Origin of the sequence: Streptomyces sp. NBC_01314, assembly GCF_041435215.1 — a bacterium.
Classification (GTDB): Bacteria; Actinomycetota; Actinomycetes; order Streptomycetales; family Streptomycetaceae; genus Streptomyces.
In genome coordinates this window covers 10,591,425-10,606,302 of sequence record NZ_CP108394.1, presented here as the reverse complement: position 1 = coordinate 10,606,302, position 14,878 = coordinate 10,591,425, and the positions used below count along the sequence as shown (strand labels likewise).

17 protein-coding genes and 1 pseudogene are annotated in these 14,878 nt (G+C 67.3%); 10 read left to right on the top strand and 8 right to left on the bottom strand.

Features of this window, described 5'->3' with window-relative positions:
* Together OG622_RS46755 and OG622_RS46750 are read right to left on the bottom strand one after the other, a co-directional pair.
* The gene (locus OG622_RS46755; protein ID WP_371583227.1) at positions 1–600 is read right to left on the bottom strand and encodes a hypothetical protein; all 600 of its coding nucleotides are present in this window, start codon (positions 598–600) and stop codon (positions 1–3) included.
* Complete coding sequence (locus tag OG622_RS46750) at positions 579–2,147, bottom strand: transposase (protein WP_371583225.1); 1,569 nt, start codon at positions 2,145–2,147, stop codon at positions 579–581. Before OG622_RS46750 ends, OG622_RS46755 begins: the two co-directional genes overlap by 22 nt.
* 192 nt (positions 2,148–2,339) lie before the next feature.
* Here OG622_RS46750 and OG622_RS46745 point away from each other — a divergent pair, with 192 nt between their 5' ends.
* Positions 2,340–3,161, top strand: a complete 822-nt coding sequence (locus tag OG622_RS46745) for a phosphotransferase (protein WP_371583223.1) — start codon at positions 2,340–2,342, stop codon at positions 3,159–3,161.
* A gap of 266 nt (positions 3,162–3,427) precedes the next feature.
* On the opposite strand, the gene OG622_RS46740 is transcribed toward OG622_RS46745, so the two are convergent.
* A complete protein-coding gene (locus OG622_RS46740; RefSeq protein ID WP_371583221.1) occupies positions 3,428–3,652 on the bottom strand; it encodes a hypothetical protein in 225 nt (74 codons plus the stop codon).
* 95 nt (positions 3,653–3,747) lie between these two features.
* Here OG622_RS46740 and OG622_RS46735 point away from each other — a divergent pair, with 95 nt between their 5' ends.
* The 3 genes from OG622_RS46735 to OG622_RS46725 all read left to right on the top strand — a co-directional run bounded on the left by OG622_RS46735 (position 3,748) and on the right by OG622_RS46725 (position 9,176).
* Entirely contained in the window at positions 3,748–7,587 is a 3,840-nt protein-coding gene (locus OG622_RS46735; protein ID WP_371583220.1) for a HEAT repeat domain-containing protein, read from the top strand.
* A gap of 634 nt (positions 7,588–8,221) precedes the next feature.
* Complete coding sequence (locus OG622_RS46730) at positions 8,222–8,482, top strand: transposase (RefSeq protein ID WP_371583219.1); 261 nt, start codon at positions 8,222–8,224, stop codon at positions 8,480–8,482.
* Positions 8,483–8,834: 352 nt separating this feature from the next.
* The gene (locus tag OG622_RS46725) at positions 8,835–9,176 is read left to right on the top strand and encodes a hypothetical protein (RefSeq protein WP_371583217.1); all 342 of its coding nucleotides are present in this window, start codon (positions 8,835–8,837) and stop codon (positions 9,174–9,176) included.
* Between the two features lie 448 nt (positions 9,177–9,624).
* Here OG622_RS46725 and OG622_RS46720 read toward each other — a convergent pair whose 3' ends face one another.
* Entirely contained in the window at positions 9,625–9,990 is a 366-nt protein-coding gene (locus OG622_RS46720) for a transposase family protein (protein ID WP_371583215.1), read from the bottom strand.
* A 297-nt stretch (positions 9,991–10,287) separates the two neighbouring features.
* On the opposite strand from OG622_RS46720, the gene OG622_RS46715 reads away from it, so the two are divergent.
* The 3 genes from OG622_RS46715 to OG622_RS46705 all read left to right on the top strand — a co-directional run bounded on the left by OG622_RS46715 (position 10,288) and on the right by OG622_RS46705 (position 11,912).
* Positions 10,288–11,193 carry an aminoglycoside phosphotransferase family protein gene (locus OG622_RS46715; protein WP_371583214.1) on the top strand — a complete coding sequence of 302 codons (906 nt, stop codon included), beginning with the start codon at positions 10,288–10,290 and terminating at the stop codon, positions 11,191–11,193.
* A gap of 37 nt (positions 11,194–11,230) precedes the next feature.
* On the top strand, positions 11,231–11,410 hold the full coding sequence (locus tag OG622_RS46710) for a hypothetical protein (protein WP_371583212.1): 180 nt from the start codon (positions 11,231–11,233) through the stop codon (positions 11,408–11,410).
* Between the two features lie 103 nt (positions 11,411–11,513).
* Positions 11,514–11,912, top strand: a complete 399-nt coding sequence (locus tag OG622_RS46705) for a MerR family transcriptional regulator (RefSeq protein WP_371583210.1) — start codon at positions 11,514–11,516, stop codon at positions 11,910–11,912.
* A gap of 112 nt (positions 11,913–12,024) precedes the next feature.
* Here OG622_RS46705 and OG622_RS46700 read toward each other — a convergent pair whose 3' ends face one another.
* Both OG622_RS46700 and OG622_RS46695 read right to left on the bottom strand, forming a co-directional pair.
* The gene (locus tag OG622_RS46700; protein WP_371584482.1) at positions 12,025–12,348 is read right to left on the bottom strand and encodes a hypothetical protein; all 324 of its coding nucleotides are present in this window, start codon (positions 12,346–12,348) and stop codon (positions 12,025–12,027) included.
* Positions 12,269–12,535 carry a hypothetical protein gene (locus OG622_RS46695; RefSeq protein WP_371584434.1) on the bottom strand — a complete coding sequence of 89 codons (267 nt, stop codon included), beginning with the start codon at positions 12,533–12,535 and terminating at the stop codon, positions 12,269–12,271. Before OG622_RS46695 ends, OG622_RS46700 begins: the two co-directional genes overlap by 80 nt.
* 59 nt (positions 12,536–12,594) lie before the next feature.
* On the opposite strand from OG622_RS46695, the gene OG622_RS46690 reads away from it, so the two are divergent.
* A complete protein-coding gene (locus tag OG622_RS46690; protein WP_371583209.1) occupies positions 12,595–12,864 on the top strand; it encodes a Tn3 family transposase in 270 nt (89 codons plus the stop codon).
* Positions 12,865–12,909: 45 nt separating this feature from the next.
* On the opposite strand, the gene OG622_RS46685 is transcribed toward OG622_RS46690, so the two are convergent.
* Positions 12,910–13,317 (bottom strand): RidA family protein, encoded by a 408-nt coding sequence (locus tag OG622_RS46685; RefSeq protein WP_371583208.1) that lies wholly within the window; start codon positions 13,315–13,317, stop codon positions 12,910–12,912.
* A 145-nt stretch (positions 13,318–13,462) separates the two neighbouring features.
* On the opposite strand from OG622_RS46685, the gene OG622_RS46680 reads away from it, so the two are divergent.
* Together OG622_RS46680 and OG622_RS46675 are read left to right on the top strand one after the other, a co-directional pair.
* A complete protein-coding gene (locus OG622_RS46680; protein ID WP_371583207.1) occupies positions 13,463–13,843 on the top strand; it encodes a winged helix-turn-helix transcriptional regulator in 381 nt (126 codons plus the stop codon).
* A 436-nt stretch (positions 13,844–14,279) separates the two neighbouring features.
* Positions 14,280–14,441: a three-helix bundle dimerization domain-containing protein gene (locus tag OG622_RS46675; RefSeq protein WP_371583206.1), complete on the top strand. Its 162-nt coding sequence runs from the start codon at positions 14,280–14,282 to the stop codon at positions 14,439–14,441.
* Between the two features lie 18 nt (positions 14,442–14,459).
* Here OG622_RS46675 and OG622_RS46670 read toward each other — a convergent pair.
* Positions 14,460–14,756, bottom strand: a pseudogene (locus tag OG622_RS46670) (transposase); the annotation flags it as partial.
* Positions 14,757–14,878: the final 122 nt, after the last annotated feature.

Here is a 14,878-nt window from a genome sequence, read left to right as displayed (position 1 = left end):
TCAGTCGTAGCGGACGAGCGGCTGGTCAGGTGGCCCGGCCCAAGAAGCGGGTGGGTTCTGGTTCCAGAGGACCTTCTTGCGGCGGTAGGCGTCGAGGGCGGTGCTGCGCAGGGAGTGGCGCGAGTGCACTGCGACCGTCTCGGGCGGGTAGCCGGCTGCCAGGGCCTGTTGGATCCAGCCGCGACGGAAGCAGTGGCCGGTGATGCGGCGTGCGGAGGCGCGGGCTGCGCGCCGAGCGGTGCGCCAGGCCTTGAGGATGGCGTTGACCTCTTCGGCGGTGGGCGCTGCGTCGGCGGCCGCGAGGGGACCGGGGTGAGCCGGGCGGCGCGGGCGGCGGCCTTGATGATGTCGTTGACGGTGTCGGCGGTGATGCGCGGCGGCGGTCGTCCTTGGGCGGCCGGCGGCCTTGGCGCCGATGTTGCCGTGGCGGTCGATACGGCGCAGCAGCGGGCCGGGGGTGAGCCGGCCGTCGCCGACGAGGACGTCGAGCCATTCGCGACGACCGGCGGACGTCGAAGGGACCGCACACGAGCCGTGTGCGGTCCCTTCGACGTCCGGGCGGCGCGACCAACGAGCTGTCAGATGCCCACGGGCTGCCACTCCCCGCAACTCCTACTGTTGAAGGAGTAGTCGCTGGCGATGATGGTGACCTGGACCCGCTTCGCGGCAGTGACGAAGTTGTTGTCGAGCGTCTCGCCGTTGGCGTCGGTTCGCTCCCAGTAGCAGCCCTCGACGTCGGTGACGAAATAGGTACCTGGCTTGATCTCGTCGGGGCCCACGCGATGGACGCCCTCACCGAAGACCCGCCCCTCGGCCCGAAGCTTGTCGCGTTCCTGCGCATCCTTGATCTGCTTCCGATACTTGCGTGCCTGGGGATGAACCGGACACAGAAGGAAGGCGCCGCGGATTTCCTTCTTCTGCACTTCGTTGGCTGAATCGAGATAGTTCCGGGGGGCGCTCTCGGCGCAAATGCTGTACAGAACGCCGAGGCTCTGAAGGTCTCCCTCCTCATCCGGGCGGCCGAAGGAGTCGAGGCGTTCCTCCTCGTCCCCGTATGCGGTCTCCACGGCTTTCGTCTCCGTGTCGCTCATCTCTGTGCCGCTGAGTGTGACATCGCAGTGCTCGTGCTTGCCCGCCCATGCCTCCTCCACGGAGGTGTAGTCGTCCCAGTCGCACGAGATCTCGTCCACCGTCACAGGATCCGGCTCATCCTCGACGACGTCCGCAATCGCCTGGCTCTCGACGGCGGTTGCTTCCGGCTTCGACTCACTGTCCCGCGCTTTCTCCTCCGCGCTGGAACAGCCAACGAGCAACAGGCTCGCCACCGCTGCAACCATGACCTTCTTCATTGCCCCCCACGTGCGCTTCCACGGGCCTGAACGATTCTCGAACCCCGGTAACGTTGCACAGTAAGCGACACATGGCCAAAAGTCGCCGGTAGGTGTCGCCGAAGTGCTGCCGTCGGCAGTACGGGTGCGGATCTCGGCCTCGATCACGCGCAGGGTGAGCCCGACGACACGCGCGAGGTAGGAGCCGTCGGGCAACAGGGCCAGGACCGGCGGGTGTCGACGACTGGTGCAACGCACCAAGAACTGCGTGCCGCGGCGGGCGATCTGCGCGAGCAGATCATTGGTGTGGAAAGCGCGGTCCGCCAAGAGCAGCATGTCCGGCGTCAGGTTCGAATTCATCCCGGTCCCGGAGGACCACAGCCAGACCGGCAGCGGGTCCCCGCCGCCGGGCAGGTGGTCGGCCTGAAGACGGATCAACGTGCCCTCGATGAGCGGGAGTTCGCCGACGTGATCGATCCAGGCCGAGCGGGTGGTGAGCCGAGGGTGGATACGGTCCCACGCCATCGCCCGGGCGGTGCCGTAGCGGTCGGTGACCTGCATGGTCGCTGTGTCCGGCTCACCCCAGGTGTCCGGCCTGGCGACACGGAACTCTTTGCCGTGCTTCGGAGGCCGCCCGCCCTGCGGCGGCGATTTCCGGGGCTGGGGCACGGGCTTGCGCATCACCCGATCCGAACGCAGCCGGCCGAGCACTTCGACCGGCAGGCCGAAGGAGGTGGGCCATGCGCGGGCGTCGTATCCGTCCTCGACGACGACCAGGACGTCCGGGTCCCCGTCACGCCACTGGCCGCCCGTGATCACGTCCTCGACGACGCATCGGAATACAGCATCGTCATCTCCATGGCCTCGCTCTGGTCACGAGCGTCCTTGGTCCGGAGCACAGGATCAGGCCGAGGCCACTGAGGTATCCGGCGAATCCTCAGGTGGGCGACCAAGTTCGAGTCCCGTTTCGATCCCGGCCCACCGGACCGATCTGGCGATAGCGTGATCGGTATGACGGGTGAAGGTGAGGGTGAGGCGGCGGACGGCGAGGCGCTGGTCGGCGGCATGGCGAACGCAGGCGCGGTCTTTCGTAGGGGTGCGTTGGTGGAACGCCCGGCGCCACGCAACGCGTACGCCCTCCATGCCTACCTCCGCGCGCTGAAGGAGCACGGCTTCGACGCAGCTCCGACCCCAGCCGGCCTGACCGCGGACGGCCGTGAGCAACTGACCTTCATCCCCGGCGACGTCGCCCTGCCTCCGTTTCCGCGCTGGGTGCTGACGGAAACTGCCCTCGAATCAGTGGGGAGCCTGCTGCGACGCCTGCACGAGGCCAGTGCGGCCATCGCGATTGACACCCGTGTCGAGTGGCCCCGGGACCTCGCCGACCCGGAGGGAGGAACGATGCTGTGCCACAACGACGTGTGCCCGGACAACGTCGTCTTCCGTGGCGGCCGTGCCGCTGCCCTGATCGATTTCGACCTGGCGGCACCAGGCCGCCCCCTCTGGGACGTCGCCATGACCGCCCGCTATTGGGTTCCCATGCTCCATCCCGCATCCGCAGCCGCCCTCTACTCCGCCGGGCTGGATGCACCCGTACGGCTGCGGATTCTCGCGGACAGCTACGGCCTGTCGTCGCGGGAACGTGCCGAGTTGCCCGGCGCCATCGAACAGGCCACCGAGACCTGCCGGGCCTTCGTCGCCAGCCGCGTGGCTGACGGTGACCCCGTCTACCTCCAGGCACTTGCCGAGCGTGGTGGATGGGAACGCTGGGACCGGATGCAAGCCTGGTTGGCCGCCTACCGCAACACGTTCACGGCCGCCCTGCTGAACTGACCCCCACGACGTTGAAAACTTCCCAATGACGATGTCAAGCCGCCGCCGTGACGGTTGGTAGGGCTTCGGACGACCTCGCCGACGTTGCCCTGCACAGCGATCGAGTCGCGTATCCCAATGAGCGGTCGAGTCGTCGCGGGGCTCCGGGCGGCCAAGTTCTTTGAGCCATCCAACGGCGACAAACTCACAGCCACACCCAGATCCCCTGGGCCCGCCGATCTTACGAATGACCAGCTCTGACCCACGGCTTGGAAGGTAGGACAAGCTCAGCCTCGGTGCTTTCTGGTCGGCTCGACACGCCACTCGCGGTGTGCCGCGAGCAGCCTTTCGCGCTGATTGGGCTTCGCGTCGCGTAGCACCATGCGCAACGTGATCAAGTCGCGGATCTCGCGGACCAGTCCCATCGTCTTCGTCTGGGCCTTGTATTGCCGCAGCACATGCACTCCCACCAGCAGAACGGGGGCGATGGCCAGAGCCAGTTCGGTGGTCATCTCCGGTACTCCTCCATAACGATCGTGCCGATTCAGGCGGGATCGGCCGGCCGGTCGAGTACAGAATCAGCTCGTGAGGCGTTCACCGGGTTCACGTGAACAAGAATGAACAGCAAGGGGGCAGGGTGGCCTATGCAGAGCCCGACACGGGCGCCAACAGGGAACTGAAGAGGCGACTCAAGGCCGCTATGGACCGTCAGTGCCTGAGCCAAGCCGATATCGTCAGGCGGACGGAACTCGCTGATGAGGCGGTCAGTAAGGCGACGGTCAACAATGCGTTGAACCCCGAGAAGGGGCCGCCGTCGTCTTTCACGCTCAAGGCGATCCTCAACGCGTTGGGCATCAGCGGCTCGGAGAGGGCGGAGCTGTCACGCCTGCGCGGGGCGCACTCACACGGCACGGCCCGACCGGAGATGCACGTGGAAGCCGCCCAGAAGGCGGCGAGCCCGCACGCTCGTACTCCGGCAGCGGACAGCCAGGACGGGTTCGACGCCGCGCGCCAGGCGTACTTTGCGGGGCTGCGCCGACGGTACGCGCGGGTCGAAGTCTTGGCCTCCGGGAGCGATCCGGTCGGCCGTCCGCCGCTCCAGTTGAGTGACGTGTTCGTCGCCCCGTCGGTTCGAATGGATCCGCCAGCGGGGGAGCTGCAGTACGCCGCGCCCGCGGTGAGCGACGTCGAATCGCTGGAACGCGTCCGGCGGGCATGCGGTGACCGCCCGGCCCGCCGGGTCTTGCAAGTACTGGCCGAAGAGTCCGCTCAGCGAATCGTGCTGCTCGGCGACCCGGGCGCGGGCAAGTCGACGTTCGCCCGGTACCTCGCGCTAGCGCTCGCGGAGGCGATGGACACCGACCCGGACCTTGGCACCGACCCGGACCTTGCCCCGCTCGCCGGGTCGCTGCCTCTTCTGGTTGAGCTGGGCGCGTACGCCCACCCGCGGTGGCGCACGCATACCCTTCTCGATCTCGTCGACCGCCTGCACCACACTGACGGGCGGGGCCTGCCGAGAGACGTGCTCGAGGGGTTCCTGCGCGCCGGTGGCCGCGCGGTGGTGATTTTCGACGGGCTCGATGAGCTGTTCGACCCACGACTGCGCGAGGAAGTCACCGGCGAGATCGCCGGTTTCGCAGAGCGCTACCCGAGCGCCCGTGTCGTGGTGACGTCCCGGGTGATCGGGTACCAACAGGCGGTGCTCGAACGCGAGGGCTTCCGCACATACATGCTGCAGGACTTCGACCGGGCACAGATCGACGCGTTCGTGACTGGCTGGTACCGGTTGGCTTTCCCGGCACAGCCAGCCGAGGCGGCCCGCCTGCGCGACCGACTGCTGGCGGCCATCGACGACTCGCCGGCAGCAGGTGAACTGGCCGGCAACCCGTTGGTGCTCACCATGCTGGCCCTTCGCGGCGAGCACCGGGATCTGCCGCGGGACCGACGCGGGGTGTACGAGCAAGCCGTGAGTGCCTTCATCGCACAGTGGGATCCGAGCCGATACTCACACGACGAGCGGGTAGCCGAGGACGCGGGCCGCCTTCGTGAGTGTGACCGGCTGGAGCTGCTGCGCCGCGTAGCCCATCGGATGCAGGACGGCCAGGTCGGGATAGCGGGAAACCTTCTGCACGACCGGGAGTTGACTGCGGAGCTCGTCGGCTACCTGCGCGAAAGCTATGGGTTCCCACCTGATCGCTCTATGGCGCTCGCCCGCGCGATGCTCGATGAGTTCTGCGCGCGGAACAGCATCCTCAGCCACTTCGGCGCACAGTTGTACGGTTTCCTCCACCGCGCACTCCTTGAGTATCTCGCCGCGGCGGAAATCCAGCACCGGCTCACCGTCGAGCGCAGCCTGACTGGGGATGCCCTCATGCACCAGGTGTACGGCAAGCACTGGGCCGACCCTGCCTGGCACGAAACCCTCGTCCTCGTCGCGGGAATGGTCGAACCGCGCCTCGCAGGCCAGATCGTCGACCATCTCCTCGCGGCCGATCCGCTGTGGTTCGTTCGGCGGCCCGGGTCGTCCTTGGGTGAGACGCCACACCACATCGTGCTCGCCGCTCGATGCCTTGGCGAGGTCCGTGACCCCGGCAAGCTACCCGTCCAGTGTTCCGCCGTCGTCAACGCGGTGATCGGGCTGATCGAGCACATGGTCGCAGAGCGGGCGTTCCCCGGTTCCCCGGTCACCCGCGCGGTTGTGGAGACGCTACCGCCTGTGCTCGGCCGGCTCGGCGCACGCAACTCCACCATCCGTCAGCGCTATCACGACTGGTACCTGGCGCGCGGCCAGTTCCTGAGCGTCATGAGGGAAGGGGAAAGCTTCGCCTGGTTCGAGGTACCGCCAGCCGCGCGGGTCGGTGCCGCGCTGTTGCGCGACAACAGCGAGTTCCGCGAGAGTCTGGTCAGTCAGGCGGTCTTCGGCTCCACACCCGCCGACAGAGAGGAGGCGCTACGCGCGCTCATCCAGGAATGGCCCGACGATCCGCAGGTCGCCGGCCTGCTCCGCGAGTTCGCTGAGACAGACCCCGATGGAAACGTCAGGTACGGCTCGGTACAGCTGTTCGCAATGATCCGCCATGCAGAACAATCCACCGGAGACTGGCTGCGGATGTGCCTCACCGACGATGACCCGTACCTCCGGCGGGGGGCGCTAGCGGCGCTCGCCGAAGGCTGGCGCGACGAACCTGAGACGTTCGCCGTGGTACGCCAATGCGCGACCGGTGACCGGGACCACTGGGTCCGCCTCACCGCAGTGAAATGCATCGCGACTGGCTGGCCGGGCGACCCGGACGCTGCGGCCGTAGTACGCAAGCGCGCAGCCTGCGATCCAAACCCGCACCTGCGGACCTCCGTGTTCGACATCCTCGTCGAGGGCTGGCCCGACGATCCGCAGACCGTGGCACTGCTGCGTTCGATCGCCGCCGGCTCAGATGGCGAGGCATGGGTGCAAGAGGCCGCGAAGCGGGCGCTCGCCCGCGCCGAGACCCGACCCATCGGCCCCGCCACAGCCCGGTCGGCGCTCCCACCACCCGCGGAGGATCCGCGACACGCCGCGCTGAAGCCCCTCGTCATCGAACGGCGCACCGATGCGAAGACCCCCATGCTGCTGCGCGAACGGGCCGAAACTCACCCCGACAACACGGTCCGGGTGGCCGCGGTGCGGGCGCTGGCCACGGGGTGGCACACCGATCCGCGAACGCTGCCGTGGCTGTGCGAACTCGCCACCTCCGATGCGAGCGAGCCGGTGCGGCAGGCCGCACTATGGGCCGTCGGCTCCGTCTGGGCCGACCATCCCGACGCTGCGGCACTGCTACGCAGCGTCGCCAACGGCAAGGGCGAGTCGCAGGCCCGAGAGATGGCCGTCCTCGCCCTCGCCGCCGGATGGCGCAACGACCCGGAAACCGGGTCGCTGCTTCGCAGCCTCGCAGTTGCCGACAGCGCCGAGTTCGTACGCGCGACGACGGTACGGACGCTCGGAGCCAGCTGGCGCGACCACCCCGACACCGTCGCGCTGTTACGCGACAGGGCCGAGAACGACCCTGAGCCCTACGTCCGTGGGGCCGCTGTCCAGGCCCTCGTCACAAACTGTCGCACCCCGCAGACCGCCGCCCTGCTGAGTCGGCTCGCCGTCGCCGACCCCGACGAGCACCTGCGCGCAAACGCCGTGTACCACTTGGCGGCGGGCTGGCGCGCCGACCCAGAGACCGGCGCGCTGTTCCGGCGAATCGTCACCAGCCAAACCGACACGATCAGTCGAGGCGCGGCAATCCGGGCACTCGCAGGTGGCTGGCGCGCCGACCCCGTGACCGAGGCGCTGCTACGCGAGCGAGCCGCCGACGACTCCAACTGGGGCCTGCGACGGGTGGCCGTGGAGACACTCGCCGAACGCTGGCCATACGACCCGGAGATCCGGGCGCTCGCCGACCGATTCTCCGACGAGTGGTAGCGGTCAGGGCTCAGCGGGCTGTCACTTCGGCACGGTGCCGAGGGCGCGTTTTCGACGTCCAGCGGGAGACGTGATGGGGTTCGTTGAAAACGGCTCTGGCCGCAGTTCCGTGAATCCCCAGGTCAGCGGAGTGAGCGAGGGATCGTTTCGGCAGAATATGTCCCGGCATGGCGAGCAAGACGGTCGAGGCTGTGCTGTATCCCTGAATCGATGTGCGAGTGGAGTGCGTCAGCGACTCCTCCGACGTCCTTGTGGTGGAGGCGGCGTCCACCGCTCGCCCCAGCCGGTGCCCAGACTGCCGGAAACAGGCGAGACGCGCACACATCGTGTACCAACGCGCCCTGAATGAAAGACCGTTGGAATCCTGCCAGATCGTGATGCGGCTGCGGGTCCGCCGGTACTTCTGTGATCGGAAGAGCTGTTCCCGCAAGACGTTCGTCGAGGGTGCCGGGCCTGTCCGCGCGGCACCGCCGCTCCAGCACCGGACTGACAGGCTGGCCGCGGTCGATCGCGATCGAACTCGGCGGACGTCCGACCACGCGGTTGTGCCGCCGCCTGCGGCTGGCCGCGGGCCGGCCCCGACTGCTCAAGGCTGTTGACGGCGCCGACGGCCCGTGCGCCGCGGGTAATGGGGGTGGACGAGTTCGCCTTCCGCAAGGGCTGTACGTACGGCACCGTGCTGGTAGACGTCGAGGCCGGTCGGGTCGTGGACGTGCTGCCCGATCGCACCTCCGAGACGTTCGCAGCCTGGCTCACCGAGCATCCCGGCGCCGAGATCATCTGCCGGGATCGGGCCACCGCCCATACCCAGGCGGTCAGGGAAGCCGCCCCTCATGCCCTGGAAGTCGCTGATCGCTGGCACCTGCTGCAGAACCTGTCCTCCGCGGTGAAGTAGACCTGCCACCAACACCGTGACTGCCTGCGCAAACGTGCTGAGGAGGAGACGGTGACCGAGGTGCCGGAGCCGCCCCCGATGCTGATACCGCCCGCGGAACTGCCCGGCACCCAGATCATCGAACGCACCCACCGCCTCCGCGGACGAGCACGTGTGACGGTGTGGCCACGCCCATCGGTATCAGCACCCCGCGGTCTCTACTCGAGATCATTCACGATAGAGCGGCCAGAGCCCGAATTTTCCCCAAAGGTGCTCTTGATCCCCAGTTGGTTCGAGAAGCGAACCAACTGAGGATGGGCAGTGAGCGTCAGTGGCTGGTCGCGGTGTCAGACCTATGCGGGAAGATCGGCCCATGTTGCAAGCGAGGGATGAACGCGGCCGCCTGGTGGGCAAGCCCAAGCCAGGAGTGCTGAGCGAGATGGTGGCCAACTTGGGCCGGAGCAATGCCTTTGTGATCGTCGAGCGAGTCGACGAAGATTCAGACGGCGACTGGTATGTGCAGGTGTGGTTGAGGGATGACAACACCTACCAGTTGGAGTTCCGGGACGGGATGGCCGCTGAGCATTACCAGACCCGAACGATCTCCCAGGAGAAGGTGATCGACGCGCTGAGCGGGTGGGCTGACGGCCGGCCAGGTTGGAAAGACACCTTCATGTGGAACAACATCGGCAGCTGGTTCGAGAACGCCGACTGACCTGTCGTCACTTGGTCCGACGAGGTCAGAGGCCTTGCGCGAGCTCAACTGCGGCGCATGGGAATGACGTCGGGGCTTGTTGCGGGGATGGTGGGTCGTGCGGCTTCAGGGGTGGCAAGCAGAGCAACGATGGTGACTGGTTTGTCGCAGTGAGGGCAGTTGCGGGTTGCGGGTTCTGGCACAGATCTTGGGGAGCGGTCGCAGAGCGTCACGGCAGCAGGATCATCGGACGACTGTCCGCGCCGGGTGGCGAAATCATCAGCGCCCAGCACTCGCGGAGTGCTGGACTGCGGATCCGGCAGCGCCACGACCCGGCACAGCAAGGTCGTCCTCCCTGCGTCAAACCCGAGTTGGGCGGCCGGCCGGGAGCCGACCCGTCCGGCCGGCGCCAGACCGATGCGCTCCAGGGTGTGGTTGATCCGGCGGGTGAAGCGTGCGTACGGGCTGGTCAACTGTGTGCACGGCTCGGCGAACGTCCGGCGCGGGCAGTGAACCAGCCGCAGATGAACCGCCGGACTGTCAGCAGGATCACGACACGGAACTCACCGAGCGGGAGATCCCTGGGCCTGCGCCGGTAGGAGTCGTGCACCCGATGTGAGAAGCCGCTGAAGTCCGGGCAGGATGCTCCGGCCCCTCGGCTTCTTGCCACCACGTCGACTGTGCCGAAGGCGGCGGTCACCGCCTCGACGGCGAGCTCGTCGATCCCGCCGAACACCAGCGAGTTCCAGAACGACGCGTCGGCCTGCACGACCAGTACCGTCACCGGCCACAGCCGCAAGCAGCGGATGTCTACAGCTACCTGACGGATCGTCATCACCAGCCCGTTCTACGGCGCGGCGTACGCGGGCTCACACCCGACCGGTGCATCACAATCGAACACCGCAGTCACCCTCTGCGACCGCTCTCCAAGCTCCGTGCCAGAACCGAAATCCGACAACGGTTCTTGATGGGTCGCACCGCTGCGGGGGCCGTCTGTCTGGTCTCGGTGACCGCCATGGCATGACCCGCTATGGCATTCAGGGGCACCGCACCACCTGCCGGACTTCCAGCAGGCAACGTTGCGCGACAGAAATGGTTTGCAGTTGAAGATCGTGACGCTGATGCTTCCACCATGAAGATGCACGCCAACCAGCTGACGGTGTCACCTGAGACGGTGCGCATGTTGGTAGAGCAGCAGTTTCCTGAGTGGCGGAGCCTGCCAGTCAGGAGCATCGCGGCGCAGGGTACCGTCAACGCCGTCTTCCGTATCGGCAATCGGTTCGCAGCCCGATTCCCTCTTGAGTCCGCAGACGTCGAGTCGGCGCGGCGCTGGCTGGAGTCCGAAGCGGCAGCGGCTCGCGAGTTGGCAGGTCGCACGCGTTTCCCCACGCCCGAGCCGGTCGCGCTTGGTGAACCTGGGGCAGATTACCCGCTTCCGTGGTCGGTGCAAACGTGGCTGCCCGGCATCGTGGCCGCCAACGAGGACCCAGGCGAATCGTCTGCGTTCGCCCGCGACTTGGCCGATCTCATCGGTGACCTACGCGCGATCGACACGCATGGCCGTACGTTCGCCGGCACAGGTCGAGGAGGCGACCTGCAGTCCCACGACGCGTGGATGGAGACCTGTTTCAGACACAGTGAGCAACTCCTGGATGTCCCTCGGCTGCGCCGTATCTGGGCAACTTTGCGTGATCTGCCGCGAGGTGCTGCTGAGGACGCCATGGCCCATTGCGATCTGATTCCTGGCAACGTGCTCGTGTCCGCTGGTCGACTTTCGGGGATTCTCGACGTTGGCGGCTTCGGGCCGGCGGACCCTTCGCTGGATCTTGTGAGTGCGTGGCATTTGCTCGAGGCTGGGCCGCGGCAGGTGCTCCGCGATCACCTGGGTAGTGACAACCTCGAATGGGAGCGAGGCAAGGCGTGGGCTTTCGTTCAAGCGATGGGGTTGGTCTGGTACTACGTCAAAAGCAACCCGCCCATGAGCCGGACGGGTCAACGATCCTTGGAACGTATCCTGGCGGACAGGTCGCTCGCGTGACTTGAAGCGGCTGCTGGTCACGGGTGAGGAAATCTTGATGGGGCCGTGTGCAATCGACGAAGCCCTCAGGAACGCCGGCTACCAGGTACAGACAACCACCAACCCGACCGCCATCAAGGTCATCTGGGAGGAAGGCGTCCGCCTGCTCACCAGCAACGGCCCTCAGGCCATCGACGAGCACACCGCCCGCCTGCGCACCCTCCTGCCCCGCCACTGACCATCCCTCTCCCGGTTCCAGGGCGTCGACATCAGTTACACTCAGACCTCACGCTGACGTCAGATATAGCTCTGGCGGGGCGCGCAACAAACAAGGAGCGGTCATGCGGATCGGAGAGGTCGCCGAACAGGCGGGGGTCAGTGTTCGGGCGCTGCGTTACTACGAAGAGCAGCGGCTCCTCGGCGCCACGCGCACCGGCGGCGGGCAGCGGCAGTACCCGGAGGGCGCGGTCGCCCGGGTCAGGATGATCCAGCAGTTGTACGCCGCCGGCCTGTCGAGCAGGCTCGTCCGCGAGGTCCTGCCCCGGTGCATGAACGAGGGCGAATCGCCCGTCGGGTTCAGCGACAGTCTCATCACCGAACGGGCCCGCATCGACCGCCAGATCGGCGACCTGACAGCAGTACGCGCCCGCCTCGACGAGATCATCGCGGTGGCGACAGACCCCAGCCACCCGCACCACAGCCACCCCGTACGCGGCGGCGCTACCGCCGGCACCGCCTGAATCGGTACCCACCGTCGCCTCGACGGGGTCGCTGCGCGCGGAACCTCGCCCGCCTGCAGTCACGGCCTCGCTACGGCCGATGCAACCGGTACCGCACGAGAGGGCGTCGCGCTCAGTCCATGGTGAGGACGACACGTCTCTGGAGCCCACCCCTGGTCATGCGCGCGTAAGCCTGCGCGGCCTCCCGCAGCGGGCAGGTCTCGGCCACGCGCAACGCCAGGTCTCCCACCGCCGCCAGGCCGGACAGCGTCGTGAGCATCGCTCCGTCCGGGCCGACCCGTGTCAGCAGCACCCGGATCCCCCGCTCGGCCTGCGGCAGAGCATCACGCCGCGTGGTCACGAACCTGCCACCGATCTCACGGTGCGCGTCGCCGTAGCCCTCGACACCCTTCAGAACTCCCTGAGGTGCGGGACCGGCGTCTGCACCACCTGCCAACAGCCCTGCCCAGCCGGCCTCGAGATCCGGACAGACCTGTCGGAGTTCTATCAGTCCCGGCGACCGCCGCGGCGCAGTACGCGGGTGCACCAGCCGATGATCGCGTGCACCAGCCGATGATCGCGGCGTTGACCGCTGCCCCGACAGCGACGGCGGTGAAGAACACGACGCTGTTGGCCGGCAACATGAGGAATGCGAGGCTGGCGGGGGCGGTGGCGAGGAACGGGATGACGCCGGCCACTGCGCTTGGGCACTGCCGAGGCCGAGCAGGTCCTACGGCGCTTCACGCGGGCCGGCCCGAAGCACCCGACGTACTGGGCGATCGAGGAGTTGGGCCGTGCGGTTCGTACGGCGTTCATCTGCGACTACCTCGCCGACGCCGACCTGCGCCGCGAGATCGACGACGGGCTCCCGGTCGTGGAGAACTGGAACTCCGCCAACCACGACCTGTTCTACGGCAAGGACGGCGACTTGACCGGCTCCGACAAAGAGTCCGCGGCCGGGTCGGCATCCTGAAGGCCCCGCAGCCTGGCATCGCTGGTGGGCGGAGGATTGTTGACCTCAGTCGAGGACGGCGGTCGCTTCGAGCTCGACCAGGTGCTCGGGTACGTCCAGTGCCGCGACGCCGATCAGCGTGGCCGGCGGTGCGCTGGTGATCCCCAGCTTCGCGGCCGCCCGGCCGAGCCCCTCCATCAGCGAGGGCATCTTGTCGGGGGTCCAGTCGACGACGTACACGGTCACCTTCGCCACATCGCCGAAGGAGCCACCGACCCCGGCCAGAGCGGCGGCGACGTTGCGGTAGCACTGCTCGACCTGGGCGGCCAGGTCGCCTTCGCCGACCGTCACTCCATCGGTGGCCCAGGAGACCTGCCCGGCGATGAAGACCAGCTTCGATCCTGTCGCGACCGACACCTGCCGGTAGGCGTCGCTTACCGGCAATCCGTCGGGGTTCACCAGGGTGATGGACATGCTGCCTCCATTGCTATGAGCGCCCGCGCCCGTGAGCTCGCTTCCGTCAGGCCACGACGCGGGCGCTCTCTTGTGGTTACTTAGGAACCATAGGAGAGTGTGTGCTGGCGTGGAAGAACGCACTTTTCGGTGACTGGAGAACCTGATGGTGACCAAGCAGTTCGCAGGCTCGCCCGACGAGGCGGACCTCAGGCGCGCGGACTCTCTGGCGCGGGAGATCTTCTCGGACGTCGCCAACAAATGGGCGCTCCTGATCATCGAGGCTCTGGGGGAGGACACGCTGCGCTTCGGCGAGCTGCGCGACGAGATCGAGGGCATCAGTCACAAGATGCTCACCCAGAACCTGCGCATGCTGGAGCGATACGGCCTGGTCGAGCGGACGGTGCATCCCGTCGTGCCGCCGCGGGTCGAGTACACCCTGACCGAGCCGGGCCGGGCCCTGCGGGTGACGATCGACGGACTGTGTGACTGGACCCACCGCTACCTTGGGCACATCGATGCCTCCCGCCGTCGCTTCGGCGCCTGAAGGGGCAGCAACCGCCCGCGAAGCCATCGGGCCGGGCCTTCCCCCAGGGCTCGATGGGCTGCAGCGGGCGGAGGCGTGAAGGCTCTCGGCGGGAGGAGTAGCGGATCCAGGCGTCCGTGAGGCTCTGCAGCGCCGTTTGGCTGGCGCCGCCCCCTCCAGGTGATCGGTGAAGGTTCGCAGCCGGTCCGGCCCTTTGGGCCACCTCGGATCAGCGGCGGCTTTCCTGGCGAGCTCACCGAGGGCGTCCCGATCCGTCACGTGTCGCAGCAGCCACGCCGTGAACCCGTCCATAGGTCCATCCTGTCTCCGAATTCACCGGCCTCGGCTCGCGTACGGGCACTGCCGACGGCCGCCCAGAGCGGTGAAAGATCGACTTCCCGGCTGATGGCCGCTCCGCGAAACTGGGGAAAGGCGATCCGGAGGAAGGGTGAAGCGCATGATGGCGGAATCGGAGGATGCCCTCACCATCCGACACGTCGCCGAGCGGCCGATGAAGGCGCACCCTCAGCTGGACGCCGGACTGGTGCAAAGCTCGGTACAGACGGCGTACGAAGAGCTCAGGTACGCACGTGTGCGGACCTACCTGCCGATCCTGTAGCGGCGGTGACGGTCACATATCGATGACGGAGGCCGTCGGTTCGGGCTTGCGGCCTTGTTTCACGCGGGCCAAGACGATGAAGTCGTAATTGAGTTGGGTGAAGATTCCCTCGTCACGCCACGCGGCGTAGTAGGCATAGACGGTGCCGTGGCTCGGGAAGTCGTGCGGGACGTATTTCCACGGGATTCCGGTGCGGTTCAGGTAGAAGATCGCGTTGAACACGTCACGGAGTTTGACTTTCGCCGGCTGTCCGGTGGGGCGGCGGTCGAGCCGGGCTTTCCGCCATGCCGTCAGGGTCGGCTCGATCCCAGCGATCCTCTCCCGTCACCGACTCCGTGAGCTGGCGCTCTCCCTGATATGTCGGGTAGCGAACTGATTGTCGTAGCGGTTGTCGCCATGCAGAATGCACGGGACCGCCTCGCCCCGCGCGCGAGGCG